The organism is Virgisporangium ochraceum (assembly GCF_016863655.1).
GTDB classification, from domain to species: domain Bacteria; phylum Actinomycetota; class Actinomycetes; order Mycobacteriales; family Micromonosporaceae; genus Virgisporangium; species Virgisporangium ochraceum.
Map to the genome: position 1 here is coordinate 84332 of NZ_BOPH01000080.1, position 13959 is coordinate 98290.

General features: G+C 74.6%; 14 protein-coding genes. 9 read left to right on the forward strand and 5 right to left on the reverse strand.

What is annotated here, in order from left to right; genetic code table 11:
- Positions 1-3: 3 nt before the first annotated feature.
- On the reverse strand, positions 4-228 hold the full coding sequence (locus Voc01_RS27065) for a BBE domain-containing protein (RefSeq protein ID WP_203930378.1): 225 nt from the start codon (positions 226-228) through the stop codon (positions 4-6).
- Between Voc01_RS27065 and Voc01_RS27070 the strand changes: the two genes are divergently transcribed.
- Positions 227-1414, forward strand: coding sequence for an AfsR/SARP family transcriptional regulator (locus tag Voc01_RS27070; protein WP_203930379.1), 1188 nt, complete (start codon positions 227-229; stop codon positions 1412-1414). The two genes, Voc01_RS27065 and Voc01_RS27070, sit on opposite strands and share 2 nt — an antisense overlap.
- Positions 1411-1887, forward strand: a complete 477-nt coding sequence (locus Voc01_RS27075) for a hypothetical protein (RefSeq protein ID WP_203930380.1) — start codon at positions 1411-1413, stop codon at positions 1885-1887. The genes Voc01_RS27070 and Voc01_RS27075 overlap by 4 nt, the downstream gene beginning before the upstream one ends.
- A gap of 63 nt (positions 1888-1950) precedes the next feature.
- Here Voc01_RS27075 and Voc01_RS27080 read toward each other — a convergent pair whose 3' ends face one another.
- A complete protein-coding gene (locus Voc01_RS27080; protein ID WP_203930381.1) occupies positions 1951-2817 on the reverse strand; it encodes an ATP-grasp domain-containing protein in 867 nt (288 codons plus the stop codon).
- Positions 2818-2871: 54 nt separating this feature from the next.
- Between Voc01_RS27080 and Voc01_RS27085 the strand changes: the two genes are divergently transcribed.
- Entirely contained in the window at positions 2872-3684 is an 813-nt protein-coding gene (locus tag Voc01_RS27085; protein WP_203930382.1) for an ROK family protein, read from the forward strand.
- Here Voc01_RS27085 and Voc01_RS27090 read toward each other — a convergent pair.
- Positions 3593-3919, reverse strand: a complete 327-nt coding sequence (locus tag Voc01_RS27090) for an RICIN domain-containing protein (protein WP_203930383.1) — start codon at positions 3917-3919, stop codon at positions 3593-3595. The genes Voc01_RS27085 and Voc01_RS27090 overlap by 92 nt on opposite strands.
- 197 nt (positions 3920-4116) lie before the next feature.
- Here Voc01_RS27090 and Voc01_RS27095 point away from each other — a divergent pair, with 197 nt between their 5' ends.
- From Voc01_RS27095 to Voc01_RS27120, 6 genes are all read left to right on the forward strand, one after another.
- Positions 4117-7683 carry a beta strand repeat-containing protein gene (locus Voc01_RS27095; RefSeq protein WP_203930384.1) on the forward strand — a complete coding sequence of 1189 codons (3567 nt, stop codon included), beginning with the start codon at positions 4117-4119 and terminating at the stop codon, positions 7681-7683.
- Between the two features lie 136 nt (positions 7684-7819).
- Positions 7820-9007 carry an ATP-binding protein gene (locus Voc01_RS27100; protein ID WP_203930385.1) on the forward strand — a complete coding sequence of 396 codons (1188 nt, stop codon included), beginning with the start codon at positions 7820-7822 and terminating at the stop codon, positions 9005-9007.
- Between the two features lie 41 nt (positions 9008-9048).
- The gene (locus tag Voc01_RS27105; protein WP_203930386.1) at positions 9049-9375 is read left to right on the forward strand and encodes a hypothetical protein; all 327 of its coding nucleotides are present in this window, start codon (positions 9049-9051) and stop codon (positions 9373-9375) included.
- Complete coding sequence (locus Voc01_RS27110; protein ID WP_203930387.1) at positions 9308-9571, forward strand: helix-turn-helix domain-containing protein; 264 nt, start codon at positions 9308-9310, stop codon at positions 9569-9571. The genes Voc01_RS27105 and Voc01_RS27110 overlap by 68 nt, the downstream gene beginning before the upstream one ends.
- Positions 9572-10151: 580 nt before the next feature.
- Positions 10152-11543 (forward strand): glycosyl hydrolase family 18 protein, encoded by a 1392-nt coding sequence (locus tag Voc01_RS27115; protein ID WP_203930388.1) that lies wholly within the window; start codon positions 10152-10154, stop codon positions 11541-11543.
- A 53-nt stretch (positions 11544-11596) separates the two neighbouring features.
- Positions 11597-12796, forward strand: a complete 1200-nt coding sequence (locus Voc01_RS27120; RefSeq protein ID WP_203930389.1) for an ROK family transcriptional regulator — start codon at positions 11597-11599, stop codon at positions 12794-12796.
- A 13-nt stretch (positions 12797-12809) separates the two neighbouring features.
- Here Voc01_RS27120 and Voc01_RS27125 read toward each other — a convergent pair whose 3' ends face one another.
- Both Voc01_RS27125 and Voc01_RS54165 read right to left on the reverse strand, forming a co-directional pair.
- Complete coding sequence (locus Voc01_RS27125) at positions 12810-13607, reverse strand: hypothetical protein (RefSeq protein ID WP_239160517.1); 798 nt, start codon at positions 13605-13607, stop codon at positions 12810-12812.
- 16 nt (positions 13608-13623) lie between these two features.
- Entirely contained in the window at positions 13624-13806 is a 183-nt protein-coding gene (locus Voc01_RS54165) for a peptidoglycan-binding domain-containing protein (RefSeq protein ID WP_203930391.1), read from the reverse strand.
- Between the last annotated feature and the right edge of the window lie 153 nt (positions 13807-13959).

Below are 13959 nucleotides of genomic sequence, written 5' to 3' on the forward strand. Positions count from 1 at the left end.
GCATCAGTCCGTCACCGGGATGTTGTGGTTGACCCGGAACAGGTTCTTCGGGTCGAACCGCCGCTTGACGCCCACCAGCCGTGCGAACGCGTCGGGCGCGTAGGCGGCCCGTACCCGGTCGGGCGAGGTGTCGTAGGAGGTCAGGAAGTTGACCTGCGACGCACCGGCCGACCAGGGTCGCATCGCGTCGAGCAGGGCGTCGAGGGCCGGCCGGAAGGCGCCGTCCATGCCCGGTGCGCCGACGGCGGCGGCGAAGAGGTGGAAGCGCGCGTCCGGCCGGGTCACGGCGCTCGGCGTCGACGGCGGCCGGCTCAGCGCTCCGCCGAGGTGCCGGACCTCGACCATCACCAGCGGCGAGTCGACCGCGGGCCCGGCGGCGGCAACCAGCGCGTCGACGGCGTCGGCCGGGGCCGGCCCGCCGCTGTCCGACCTGAACGGCGGGTACGCGACCGCGCAGCGGGCCCGCCTGGAGCCCCTGCACCCGGCGGCGCAGGAGGTGCGGTTCGCCGCCGAGGTGGGCGGCGACGACCCCGCCGCGACGCTGCTCGGCGACCTGTCGGCGTTCGTCGAGGCGTACCCGCTGCGGGAACGGCCGCGCGAGCTGCTGATGCTGGCCCTGTACCGGGCCGGCCGGCAGGCCGAGGCGCTGGAGGTGTACCACTCCGGCCGCGTCCACCTGCGTGACGCGCTGGGCATCGACCCGGCGCCGGCGCTGCGGCGGCTGTTCGAGCGGATCCTGGCCGCCGATCCGGACCTCGGCCCGGTGTCCGGGCCGGTCACGGCCGGGTCCGTCGCGGCCGGGTCCGTCGCGGCCGGGCCGGTCGCGGCCGCGACGGTGGGGCCGGGGGAGGCCCCGATGGACCTGCCTCCACCGCTCGTCGACTTCGTCGGCCGGTCCGCTGACCTGCGCAGAATCGCCACCGCGCTGCGCGCCGACCGCGCCGTCGTCGGCATCGCCGGACTGGACGGCGCCGGTCGCACCGCCACCGCGGTGCACGCCGCGCACCGGGTCGCCGACGCGTTCCCGGGCGGGATCCTGTACACCGACGCGGCGATGGAGACCGACCCCGCGCGGGCCCTCGCGACCTGGGTCCGCGCGGTCAGGGCGCCGCTCCCGGCGGACGCCTCACCGTGCGACCTCGCCCTGGCCCTGCGCCGGGCCACCGGTGGCCGCCGCGTCCTCGCCGTCCTCGACGACGTCGAGCGGGCCGACCGGGTCGACCTCGTGCACGCCGCCCTGCCGTCGGGTGGCGTGTTGTTCACCACCCGCCGCCGGCTGCCCGAACTGCCCGACGCGACGTGGGTCACGCTGCCCCCGCTACCGACCGCGGACGGGCTGGAGCTCCTAGCCCGGCTCTCGGGCGGCGCCGGATCGACGCCGAGCCGCGGGCCGCCCGTCGCCTGGTCACGGTGACGTCCGGGTTCCCGGTCCCGCTGCGCTCGCTGGCCGGGCGGATCAACGCCCGCGCGCGGTGGAGCCTCGCCGCGATCGCCGACCAGCTCGAGGCGGAGCTTGAGCAGGGTGGTGAGCTCCAGCACGAGGAGTGCGTCGCGGCCGAAGCACCGTTCACCCGCGCCTACGAGCGGCTGGCGCCGGCGCGGGCGAGGGTCTTCCGGATGGCCGCGGTACCCGACGCCGCCGAGGTGTCGGTCGACGACGTCGCCGCCCTCCTCGGGCTCCCGGTCCACGCGGCCTGGCGGGAGCTGGACGCCCTGGTCGACGCGTTCCTCATCGAGGAGGCCGAGGTTCCGGGCCACTACCGCTACCGGGGGCTGATCCGCCGGATCGCGCGGCGCCACGCCGGTCTCGTCGACGGCCCGGAGGCCATCGCCGGGGCGCTGGGCCGGCTCGCCGCGGCCGCGCGTCCGCTGGTCGCCACCGGCTGACCCGGACCGTCACGCGGACGGTGACCGTCACGCGGACGCTGACCGTCGCGCGGACGCTGGCCGTCACATGGCCGCGGCGGCGGCCGCGACGAGGGCGTCCGGGGCGATGGTGGCCGGGCGGTCGCTGACCTGGCCGTCGCCGAGCTCGATGACCCGCCACACGCCGTCGTCGCGACGGGCCAGGTCGACGGTGACGAACGGCAGGCCCAGCGCGGCGACGGCCGGCGCGACCGGGGTGGGGTCGCAGTCGGGCGGCGGGAGGTCGTGCGGGGTGTCGGGGTGCGCGCCGACGAGCCGGCAGACACCGTCGACCCACCAGGTGCGCACCTCGGCCGAGTCGAACCGTTCGAAGCGACGCAGCACGAACCCGCCGACGAACGCGTCGCCGCGCAGCTCCCGGAAGCGGCCCGCCACGGCCCACGCCCGGGCCCGGTCGGCGACGTCGGGGATGAACGCCGCCTCGGTCCAGTAGTGCTTCATCGACTTCGTGTAGTCGCGCAGCACCGCCGCGCCGGGGCCGAGGGCGTCGCAGGCCCGCGCGAAGTCGTCGGGGTCGTCGCCGCGCGTCCACACCGTCGCCGGGGTGAGGTCGGCCAGCGCGTCGTACCAGCCGGGCAGCTCGTGCGCCCGCCGGTACTGCTCCGGGCCGGTCACCAACCGGACGCCGCGGTCGGCCAGCGCCCGCGCGAACGCGGCGTACCCGTCGCCGCGCAGCATCCAGCCTCGGTACACCGCGGGCCGCGGCCCGCCCGGTCCGTCCGTGCCCGGTACCCCGGCGACCGCCCGTCGCGCTCCGCCGTCGGTGTCCAACGCGTCGTGGTCGACCAGCGCGACGTCGATTCCGGCCTCGCGCGCGGCCCGGGCCTCGTCGGCGAAGTGTCCGTCGGGCCGTCGCGCCCGCAGCACATCATGGGGGACCAGCAGCAGCACCGCTCGATCGTGCCGCTCCGACGGCCGGACCACAACGTCGGGTACAACAGCGTCATGAGCGCTGTCGGAGTCGACATCGGCGGGACCTTCACCCGGGTCGCCGTCGACGGCACCGTCGTCGCGCGGTGGCGCACCGACCCCGACTACGACCGGCAGCTGGCGGCGTTGGCCGCTGTCGTTCCCGCCGACCCGGCCGGGATCGGGGTGTCGGTGGGCGGCCGGGTCGATCCGACCGGCCGCGCGGTGACGGTCGCGTTGAACCTGCGCGGGTACGAGGGGCGCGCGCTGCGCGACGACCTCGCCGACGCCTTCTCCTGCCCCGTGCGGATCGCACACGACGCGACGTGCGGGCTGCTGGGGGAGCACGAGTACGGCAGTCTGCGCGGCGCGGACCGGTGCGGCTACGTGACGTTGTCGACCGGCACGGGATACGCCGTGCGGCTGGGACGCGGCGGGCACTTCGTCGCGACGACGACGGAGGCCGGTCACCAGCTCGTCGCCGGCAACGACCGGCCGTGCTCGTGCGGCCAGGTCGGCTGCCTGGAGACGCTGACCGGCGGGCGGGCACTCGAACGGGCCGGCACCCGGCTGTCCGACGTCGACGACGACGCGTTCTGGCGCGACTACGCCGCGGCGCTCGCCCGGGGGCTGGCGAACTTCGCGCTGGTGAGCGGCGTCGACACGGTCGCCCTCGGCGGCGCGGTCGCGGTGCGCCGCGCGGGGTTGTGGCCGGTGCTGCGCGAACGGCTCGCCGACATCCTCACCTACCGCCCGCTCACCGTCGTACCGGCGGCACTCGGTGAGGACGCGCCGCTCTCCGGCGCCGTCGTCCTGCTGACGGCACCGGAGGGGAGCGTCCTGCACTGAGGTATTTGTTCGCGTAGACGCTGGTCAGGTCGCCGGCCGCGGTGGCCGTCCACTGCTGGGAGGCGCTGCCGTGGCAGTCCCAGAGGTGGGTCTGCGTGCCGTTGGCGGTGCTGGGTCCGGCGACGTCCAGGCACTTGCCGAGGGCGCGCCGTCGGTGCCGTTGGCGGGGTTGGCGCGGGCGACGTCGACGCACTTGCCGGCGAGACCGGTGACCGGGCCGGTGCGGTGCCCCCACCGCCGCCGCCGGACTGGGTGCCCGACCGGTTCCCGTCCCTCACTGCTTGACAGTAACGGGGACCGGTCCGCGACCTTCGCCATTGTTGCACGAAGTGATCTCTTCATAACCTAAGGTAACGGCTGCCCCCGGGTGGGCGTAGTGAGTGTGCCCCGCACCACGACCGTTCCGGGGCAGCCAAGCGGGAGGTGCGGGAGATGACGCTGGTGGACATCGCGCGTCGGCACCGGTCGGCGGTTCGCCGGTCGGCGTCCATGTGCGCGATCGCCGCACTGGTGACGGTGGGCGCGGTCTGGGCGTTGCCGACCGCGCACGCGACGACGTCACCCTGCACCGACAACACGACCCCGACACTGCTCAGCACGGTGACGTGCACGACGCCGGGCACGCTCACGCTGTCGGTGCCCAACGGCACCTCCACGGTCGACGTGACGGTCGTCGGTGCCGGCGGCGGTGGCGGATACCCGTCCGGTTCCCACGCGGGAGGCAACGCCGCCCAGGTCACCGGCACCGCCACGCTCCCGGCGAACACGGCCCACCTCCTGGTCGTCGTCGGCGCCGGCGGCGCCGGCGACAACGTCGGTGCGGGCGGCGGCGGAGGTGGCGGGTCCGCGGTCATGGCACTGGACGCCGGCAACGCCCTGCTGGCGAAGCTGGTCATCGCCGGTGGTGGCGGTGGCGGCGCCGACGACGGCGCGGGCGGCGACAGCGGCGCCGACGGCTCCACCTCCGCCGGCACCTACGCGTTCCCCGGCAAGGCGGCCAGCGGAGCATCGGGCGGCGACGGCGGAGGCGGCTACTCGGAGATGACCGAGGCCCCCGTCTCCCCGGCGGCCGACGGCGGCGACGACAACCCGGCCACCGCGACGGTCGCCGCCGGCGGCGCCGGCCGCGCCTACGGCGGATCGACCACGGGCGGCGACGGCGGCGGCGGGTACGGCGGAGGTGGTGGCGGCGGCGCCGGCGACTTCGACCCCAGCTACTACTCCGCCGGCGGCGGCGGTGGCTCGTCACACGTGTCAGCGGCCCTCGGCGGCGCCGCACCGTCGATCAAGAACGGCACCGGCGGCAGCGCCGGCAACGACGGCAGCAACGGCTCGGTCGAGCTGACCTTCAACGGGCTGACCGCTCCGGACCCGCCGACCGGCGTGTCGGCCGCGCGCGGCAACGGCCAGGCGACGGTGACGTTCACCCCGCCGGCCAGCAACGGCGGCGCCACCATCACCGGCTACACGGCGACGTCGTCGCCGGGCGGGCACACCGGCACCTGCGCGGCGAGCCCGTGCACGGTGACCGGGCTGACCAACGGCACCCCGTACACGTTCACCGTGCACGCCACCAACAGCCAGGGTGACTCGGCCGAGTCGTCGGCGTCGGCGGCGGTCACCCCGTCGACGGTGCCAGGCCCGCCGACCGCGGTGTCGGCGACCGCCGGCGCCGCGCAGGCGTCCGTGGCGTTCACGGCGCCGGCCGCCGACGGTGGGGCGGCGGTCACCGGGTACACGGCCACCTCGAACCCGGGCGGGCTCACCGGGACGTGCGGGGCGAGCCCGTGCACGGTGACCGGGCTGACCAACGGCACCCCGTACACGTTCACGGTCACCGCCACGAACGTGGCCGGTACCTCGACGGCCTCGGCCGCATCGACGCCCGCCGTCACACCGACCGCCGCCCCGGGCGCACCGACGATCGGGACCGCGTCGCCCGGCGACACCCAGGCCTCGGTGGCGTTCACGGCGCCGGCCGACACCGGTGGGGCGACGATCACCGGATACACGGCCACGTCGGACCCGGGCGGATACACCGGCACGTGCGCGGCGAGCCCGTGCACGGTGAACGGCCTGACCAACGGCGTCGCGTACACGTTCACGGTCACCGCGACCAACGCGACCGGCACCTCGGCCGCGTCGGCGGCCAGCAACAGCATCACGCCGGCCGCCGTGCCGGGCGCGCCGACAGCGGTCGGCGCCACCGCCGGCGCCGGTCAGGCCACGGTGACGTTCACCGCCCCGGCCGGCGACGGCGGCGCCACCATCACCGGCTACACGGCGACCTCGTCGCCGGGCGGGCACACCGGCACCTGTTCCGCGAGCCCGTGCACGGTGACCGGGCTGACCAACGGCACCGCGTACACCTTCACCGTGCACGCCACCAACGCGATCGGGGACTCGGTCGAGTCGGCCGCCTCGACGCCCGCCGTCACACCCACCGCCGTGCCCGCCGCGCCCACGATCGGCACCGCCACGCCGGCCGACGCCCAGGTGTCGGTGGCGTTCGTGGCGCCGGCCGACACCGGCGGGCAGCCGATCACCGGCTACACCACGACCTCCAGCCCCGGCGGGCTCACGGCGTCCTGCTCCGCCAGCCCGTGCGTGGTGACCGGTCTGACGAACGGCACGCCGTACACGTTCACGGTCACCGCGACCAACGCGACCGGCACCTCCGCGGCGTCGGCGGCGAGTACCAGCGTCACCCCGGCCGCCGTGCCGGGCGCGCCGACCGGTGTGACCGGCACCCGCGGCGACGCCTCGGCGAGCGTCGCGTTCACACCGCCGGCCAGCAACGGCGGGTCGGCGGTCACCGGCTACACCGCGACCGCGTCGCCCGGTGGCGCGACCGGCACCTGTTCCGCGAGCCCGTGCACCGTCACCGGCCTGACGAACGGGACCTCCTACACGTTCACGGTCCGCGCCACCAACAGCACCGGCTCCTCCGCCGCCTCGGACCCGTCGGCACCGGTCCTCGTCGCCGCCGTGCCCGACGCGCCGACGGCGGTCGCCGCGGTCGCCGCGAACGCCCAGGCGTCGGTGACGTTCACCGCGCCGGCCGACACCGGCGGACAGCCGGTCACCGGGTACACGGTCACGTCGAGCCCGGGCGGGGTCACGGCGTCCTGCGCGAGCAGCCCGTGCACGGTCACCGGGCTGACCAACAGCACCGCGTACACCTTCACCGTCCACGCGACCAACAGCGTCGGGGACTCTGCCGAGTCCACGCCCAGCACCGCGGTCACCCCGCTGCCGCCGCCGCCGGCACCGGCGGCACCCACCGCCACGCCGGCCGCGTCGGCGGTCACGGTGAGCTGGCCGGCGTCCGCGGCCGCGAACGTGACCGGCTACACCGTCACCGCGAACCCCGGACCGGCGACCTGCACCACCGAGGTCACCGACCCGGAGCCGACCAGTTGCGTCCTCGGCGCGGAAGCGGGCGTCAGCTACACCTACACCGTCGTGGCGACCTCCGGCAGCGGCCCGTCACCGGCGTCCGCGCCCAGCACGGCCGTCACCGTCGAGGCGCCGCAGGCGCCGGCCACCGCGCCGCAGACGAACCTCACGCTGACCACGGACCAGGGCGACATCGACACCGCCGCCCCCGGCGAGCAGATCGTCGTCATCGGCACCGGGTTCGCCGCGCACTCCACCGCGACGATCACCATCTACTCCACGCCGATCGCGCTCGGCACCGTCGTCACCGACGGCGCTGGCGCGTTCAGCAAGGCCGTCACCGTTCCCGCAAACCTCGCCGCCGGCGACCACACGGTCATCGCGCTCGGCGCCGCACCGGACGGCACCGTCCGCGCGATGAAACTCGCGGTGACCGTCGCAGCCGACAATGACGACGATCTGCCGGTCACAGGCCCGGACGCGGTCCGGCTGGCGCTCCTCGGCCTGCTCACCATCGCGGTCGGCATCGCCGTGAGCCGGATGGCCCGGTCCGGGCGGACGTCAGGGACCGCGGTCGGGGCCCACCGCCGGCGTGGGTGACCGTTACCGACGCGAGGTCGTGGAGCCGTCAGCGGCCCCGACCGACCTGAGCAATTCTGTAGAACGCTACAGGCCCGGTGTTCCATCGATGTTCCACGACCCCGTCCTGACCGGTTCCTGCAGGTGGAGTTGCCGCATGCTGGTCCTGGCCGCGGCCGCGGAGCCTCTGGGCAGCCGGTCGCTCCTCGACCGGGCGGCCGGACTCCTCGGGATCGACCCGGCCGCGGCCGACCCGGCCGTCGAGGCGGGTCTGCTCCAGCTGCGGAGCCGGGTCGAGTTCGCCCACCCGCTCGTCCGGTCCGTGGTCTACCGGGCCGCGCCCGCCGACGACCGTCGCCGCGTCCATCACGTTCTGGCGCTGGCGACCGACGGCGATACCGACCCCGACCGTCGCGCCTGGCACCGCGCCCGCGCGACCGCCGGTCCCGACGAGCGGATCGCCACCGAGCTGGAGGAGTCCGCGGGCCGCGCGCAGGCGCGCGGCGGCCTCGCGGCGGCGGCCGCTTTCCTGCGGACGGCGGCGACGTTGACGCAGGATCCCGCGCGACGCGCCGAGCGGGCCTTGGCCGGCGCCGAGGCGAGCCTGCGGGCCGGCGCCTTCGACGCGACGCTCGAACTGCTCACCGACGCCGAGGCCGGGCCGGTCGACGACCTTCGGCGTGCCCGGATCGACCTGCTGCGTGGGCAGGTCGCCTTCGCCTCCGGGCTCGGCAGCGACGCTCCTCCGTTGCTGTTGACGGCCGCCAGGGGCCTGGGGAGGCTCGGCGCCGTCGACGCTGCCCGCGAGACCTACCTGACCGCGTGGGCCTCGGCCGTGTTCGCCAGCGGCGGGGCCGGCGCCGACACCCTGCCGGAGATCTGCCGTGCCGTCGCGGCGCTCCCGCCACCGACGGGCGCCGCCCGCCCCGTCGACCTTCTCCTCGACGGGCTCGTCGCGCTGCACACCGATGGACGCGCCGCCGCCGGCCCCGTGCTGCTCAGAGCCGGCCGCGCCATCGCCGCGGGCGCCATGTCGGTGGAGGACACGCTGCGCTGGGCCTGGCTCGCCACCGCGGCCAGCAGCGCTGTGTGGGACCACGACAGCTCGCACGCCATCGCGTCCCGAACGGTGCGGCTCATCCGGGAGGTCGGCGCGCTGGCCCAGCTGCCGGTCGCTCTCGCCGCCCTGGGTACGGCGACGGCCTGGACCGGTGACTTCCCGGGCGCCGCGGCTCTGGTGGTGGAAGCCGACGCCGTCGCGACGGCGACCGGAAGCGGCATCGCGCCCTATGCGATGCTCAGAATTTGGCGTTACAGGGGAAGGAAGCCGAAGCCTCCGCCCTGATCGCCGACACGATCAGGCATGCCGCAGCCGGAGGTCAGGGCTTGGCGGCGACCAACGCGCACTGGGCGGCCGCCATCCTGTACAACGGTCTGGGCCGCTACGACGAGGCGGTCACCGCGGCCCACCAGGCCACCTCCGACACCGTCGAGCCGTTCGTGTCGATGTGGGCGCTCCCGGAACTGGTAGAGGCCGCCGTGCGGACGGGAGACGTCGAACTCGCCGGCGACGCGCTCGAACGGCTGGTCGACACGACACAACCGTCCGGAACCGACTGGGCGCTCGGTACGGAGGCCCGCTGCCGTGCGCGCCCGCCGCGAACTGGTGGCCGGCGGCGGGCATCCGCGCAAACGAGGCGACGACGCCGGTGACCAGCTCACCCCACAGGAGGAGCAGATCGCACGTCTCGCCCGCGACGGCCTGTCCAACCCGGAGATCGGTGTACTGCTGTTCCTCAGCCGCCGCACCGTGGAGTGGCATCTGCGCAAGGTATTCGCCAAGCTCGGCATCAGCTCCCGACGGGAGCTTCGCGCCGCCCTGCCCCAGGCAGCGGACATCGCCGGTTAGCGTCGCGCCCTGCCTCGCATCAACCTCCCGTTGAGGCGGGTCACGGGCGACCCGAGTGGTCGGGCTTCTGGGCTGCCGCGGTTCGTCGATAGACGATCCAACCTCAACACCGCCCTCGACCGGTACCCGCCTTCCGACCCGGTCCCGGGCCGTGCCAGCCGGCGGGTTGGGGCCTGGACGGCCGGCAGCGTCCGCGGGGTGCTCACGTATGGTTTCGTGCCCTGGACGGGCGGCGGATGTGGAGCAAGGCCCGCAGGCAATACGTCTACTACCGGTGCGGCGTCCGCGAGCAGCAGCACACCCACCCACCCGCATCTCCATCCGCGAGGACACCCTCCTCGGGTCGGCGACCCGACCGTTCACAGACCGGGTCCTACGCGAGGGCGGCCGCCAGGACGGAGCGCAGCCACTCCGGGAGGGGTCCGTGAGGTTCGTCAACGAATTGAACGAAGGCTATGTCTGGACTAGACCAGTCGTCAATGCAGGACTTAAATTAAGCCCTGCATCGACTGTCGTCGTGCTGTTCCCGATGCGTGCGGAACCCCGCCCGGTTCCGCGCGCACCCACCCAAGGAGCGTCCATGTCCTCCCCCTCGGATCCCCGGCGTCGCCGGTCGGCCCTCACGGCCGTCGCCGCCGCGGTGCTCACGGCCGCCGCCGGCGCGGCCGTGACCTTCACCGCCCAGCCCGCCGCCCATGCGGCCGTGTTCCCCAACGGTTTCCGGAGCATCGGGTACATGCCGTCGTGGGCCGGCAGCGCCAACGGCATCCAGTACAGCAAGCTGACCCACATCAACTACGCGTTCGTCCTGCCCAACGGCAGCGGCGGCCTGACCGCCGTGGAGAACCCGTCCAAGCTGCAGTCGATCGTGTCCCAGGCGCACGCCCAGGGCGTCAAGGTGTCGATCGCGGTCGGCGGCTGGAACGACGGCAACGACTCCGGGTTCGAGGCCATGGCCGGCAACGCCGGCGCCCGGACCACGTTCGTCAACAACGTCGTCAACCTGATCAACCAGTACAACCTCGACGGCGTCGACATCGACTGGGAGTACCCCGACCCGGGCGCGTCGGCCAGCAACTACACGGCGCTGATGCAGCAGCTGAGCAGCGCGATGCGCAGCCGGGGCAAGCTGCTCACCGCCGCGGTGGTGTCCGAGGGCGGCACCGCGAACGGCGTGCAGCCGGCCGTGTTCGGCCTCGTGGACTGGCTGAACATCATGACCTACGACGGCGGCAGCCCGCACGCGAACTACGACTGGTCGGTCAACGCGGTCAACTTCTGGAAGGGGCGCGGGCTGCCGGCGAACAAGGCGGTCATCGGCGTACCCGTCTACTCGCGGCCCAGCTACTACACGTTCGCCGACCTGGTCTCCCGTGACCCGGCCAACGCCAACCGCGACTGCACGACGGTCAACGGCTCCACCGAGTGCTACAACGGCCTGACGACGGTGCGCCGCAAGACCCAGTGGGCCATGTCCAACGCGGGCGGCATCATGTTCTGGGAGCTGTCCCAGGACGCCACCGGCTCCAACTCGCTGGTGAACGAGGCCTACGTCACCGCGATGGGCGGCAGCCAGCCGCCGACCGGTCGCACCGGTCGCATCACGGGCCTGGCCGGCAAGTGCGTCGACGTCGCCGCCGCCAGCACCGCCAACGGAACGGCGGTGCAGCTCTACACCTGCAACGGCACCAACGCGCAGACCTGGACCGTGGGCACCGACGGCACCGTGCGCGCCCTTGGCAAGTGCCTGGACGTCACCTCGGCCGGCACCGCGAACGGCACGCCGATCCAGCTCTGGGACTGCAACGGCACCGGCGCACAGGTGTGGCAGCACGACGCCGGCAACAGCACGCTGCGCAACCCGGCGTCGAACCGCTGCCTCGACGTCACTGGCAACAGCTCCGCCGACGGCACCCGCCTGCAGATCTGGGACTGCTTCGCCGGCGCGAACCAGCGCTGGACCCTCCCGTAACCCGTCCGACCGGCGGCCGTCCATTAAGGACGGCCGCCGTACGATGGCACTCCATGGAACGGACGACGAACCGCACCGTGCGGCTGCGCAACCGGTCCGCACTGCTCTCGGCGCTGTTCCTGGACGGTCCGTTGACGCGACAGGACCTGGCCCGCCGTACCGGTCTCAGCCAACCGGCCGTCAGCAACCTGATGGGCGAGCTCATCGAGGCCGGGCTGGTCACCGACGCCGGCGCGCTGGAGTCCGACGGCGGCCGGCCCAGTACGATCCTGCGCGTCGCGCCGCGGTTCGCGCTCGTCGCCGGCGTCGACGTCGGTGAGACAAGGGTGCGCGTCGAGCTGTTCGACCTGGCCTTCACACAGCTGGCCGGCGTCGACCTCCCGCTCGACGCGACGCCGCCCGACCCGCGCGTCGTGGTGCGGCACATCGTCGCCGGGCTGACCACCGTCGTGAAGCGGGCGCGGGTGCGCCCCGCCGACGTGCTCGGTGCCGGTGTCGGCGTCTCCGGCGTCGTGGTGCGCGACCCCGAGGCCGTCGTCCACGCGCAGACGCTGGGCTGGGACGGCGTCCCGCTGGAGCGGATGATCCGGCGCGACGTCGACGTGCCGCTGCACATCGACAACGGCGCGAAGACGCACGGCCAGGCCGAGATGTGGTTCGGTGCCGGCCGCGGCGCGCGGCACGCCCTGTTCGCCCTGGTGGGCTCCGGCGTCGGCGCGGCGGTCGTCACCAACGGGGTCACCTACCGCGGTGCCGCCAGCAGCGCCGGCGAGTGGGGACACACGACCCTGGTCTACGGGGGCCGCCCGTGCCGGTGCGGCTCCCGCGGCTGCCTCGAGGCCTACGTCGGCGCCGGGGCGGTCGTCGAGCGGTACCGCGAGGCCCGACGGGGGCGCGCCGTACCCGGAGCCGACGAGGAGTCGAAGATCGCCGCCCTGCTCGCCGCCGCCGACCGCGTGGCGACGGCCCGTCAGGTGCTCGACGACACCGCCGACTACCTCGGTGCCGGCGTGGCGAACCTGATCAACCTGTTCAACCCCGAGCGGGTCGTCCTCGGCGGCTGGGCGGGCCAGGCGCTCGGTGCCCGGCTCCTACCGCGGATCCGGGCGTCCGCGCAGCGGCACGCGCTGCGCGAACCGTTCGGACAGGCCACCATCGAGCTCGGTCGGTTGGGGGTCGACGCGGTCGCGTTGGGCGCCGCCACGCTCCCGGTGGCCGGGCTCGTCGCGTCGGGCGGCGTCCGGACGCGCTGAGGTCCGACGCCGTTCAGTCCGCGCGGAACGCGAGTCCGGCGGCGTCCATCGCCTCCCGCAGCCGGGCCAGGGCGTACGGTCCGACGCCGGGCAGGGCCTGGACCTCGGCCGCGCTGAGCCCGGTCACCTGTTCCAGCCGCGTGACGCCGTGCGCGGTGAGCGCGCGGGTCGCGCTGGCGCCCAGCCGTGGCAGCGGGGTGCCGGGCTCGGGTTCCGGCCGGTCGCGGCCCGGCCGGAGATGACCCTCGTGGTCGAGGACGGCCGCGCCGCGGGCCGAGAGCCGGTACCCGATGTCGAGGGACTCGGTCAGGCCGCGCTCCTTGAGCTTGCGCACGTTCTGTTTGAACGACGGGGTGTCGCGGCCCATCCGGTGGGCGAGGTCGGGTGCCCGGGTGGCCGGAAGCTCGTCGATCAGCAGGAGCGTCGCCCGGGTCCACGGTCCGGTCGGCGAGGCGCGGTCGAGCCGGTCGAGCCACTGCCGGATCGCGCCGATCTCGTCCGGGTCGGGCACCGCCTCCCGCAGCTCGTGCCGCGGGTCGGCGCCCGCATACCGCAGCCCGATCCGGTACACCGGCCGCTCCGGATGGACCCGGTCCAACCCCTGCCGCAGCGCGACCAGCGACGGCGCGCCGGCCCGGCGCGCGTCGGCGGCGGTGAGCGACCGCACCGGAACGCGGTCGACGGACGTCACCTCGACCAGCCCGACCGCGGTGCGCATCCGGGTGCCGGCCCTGACCCGCGGCCGCTCCCACCGGCGGAACGCGAGATCGATCTCGCCGGCCCGGATCGCCGTCAGCTCGGCGGGTCGCATCTGCACGCCGCCCAGTTCAGCACACCCGCGGCCCGCCGGTTCCAGGTGATCCCGTTCCCCGGGTGGCCGCCGGCACCGCCTCGACGGTCTGCGGGCCGTACACGCCGTCGGCCGAGCCGCGGTAGTAGCCGGCGTCGGCGAGGGAGGTCTGCAGGGCGGACCGCCCGCAACGAGTCCGATGGTAGCTGAGTGGACTCAAAGTATTTCAATGCATATCACACCGGCATCCAATCCGATGGCCAGTCTGTTCTCGATCGCAGTGCACGCGAAAACCGGATGGTGTGTCGGGATGCGGTAGAGGGAGATGCCTTGAAGAGGATCCCAGACTCGAATGGACTGGTCGTCGCTTCCC

What these genes read in the sequence shown, in the direction of transcription:
- Voc01_RS27070 (WP_203930379.1), top strand. Translation starts at nt 227, where the DNA reads ATGCCCGGTGCGCCGACGGCGGCGGCGAAGAGGTGGAAGCGCGCGTCC.
- Voc01_RS27115 (WP_203930388.1), top strand. Translation starts at nt 10,152, where the DNA reads ATGTCCTCCCCCTCGGATCCCCGGCGTCGCCGGTCGGCCCTCACGGCC.
- Voc01_RS27100 (WP_203930385.1), top strand. Translation starts at nt 7,820, where the DNA reads ATGCTGGTCCTGGCCGCGGCCGCGGAGCCTCTGGGCAGCCGGTCGCTC.
- Voc01_RS27125 (WP_239160517.1), bottom strand. Translation starts at nt 13,607, where the DNA reads ATGCGACCCGCCGAGCTGACGGCGATCCGGGCCGGCGAGATCGATCTC.
- Voc01_RS27085 (WP_203930382.1), top strand. Translation starts at nt 2,872, where the DNA reads ATGAGCGCTGTCGGAGTCGACATCGGCGGGACCTTCACCCGGGTCGCC.
- Voc01_RS27095 (WP_203930384.1), top strand. Translation starts at nt 4,117, where the DNA reads ATGACGCTGGTGGACATCGCGCGTCGGCACCGGTCGGCGGTTCGCCGG.
- Voc01_RS27065 (WP_203930378.1), bottom strand. Translation starts at nt 228, where the DNA reads ATGGACGGCGCCTTCCGGCCGGCCCTCGACGCCCTGCTCGACGCGATG.
- Voc01_RS27120 (WP_203930389.1), top strand. Translation starts at nt 11,597, where the DNA reads ATGGAACGGACGACGAACCGCACCGTGCGGCTGCGCAACCGGTCCGCA.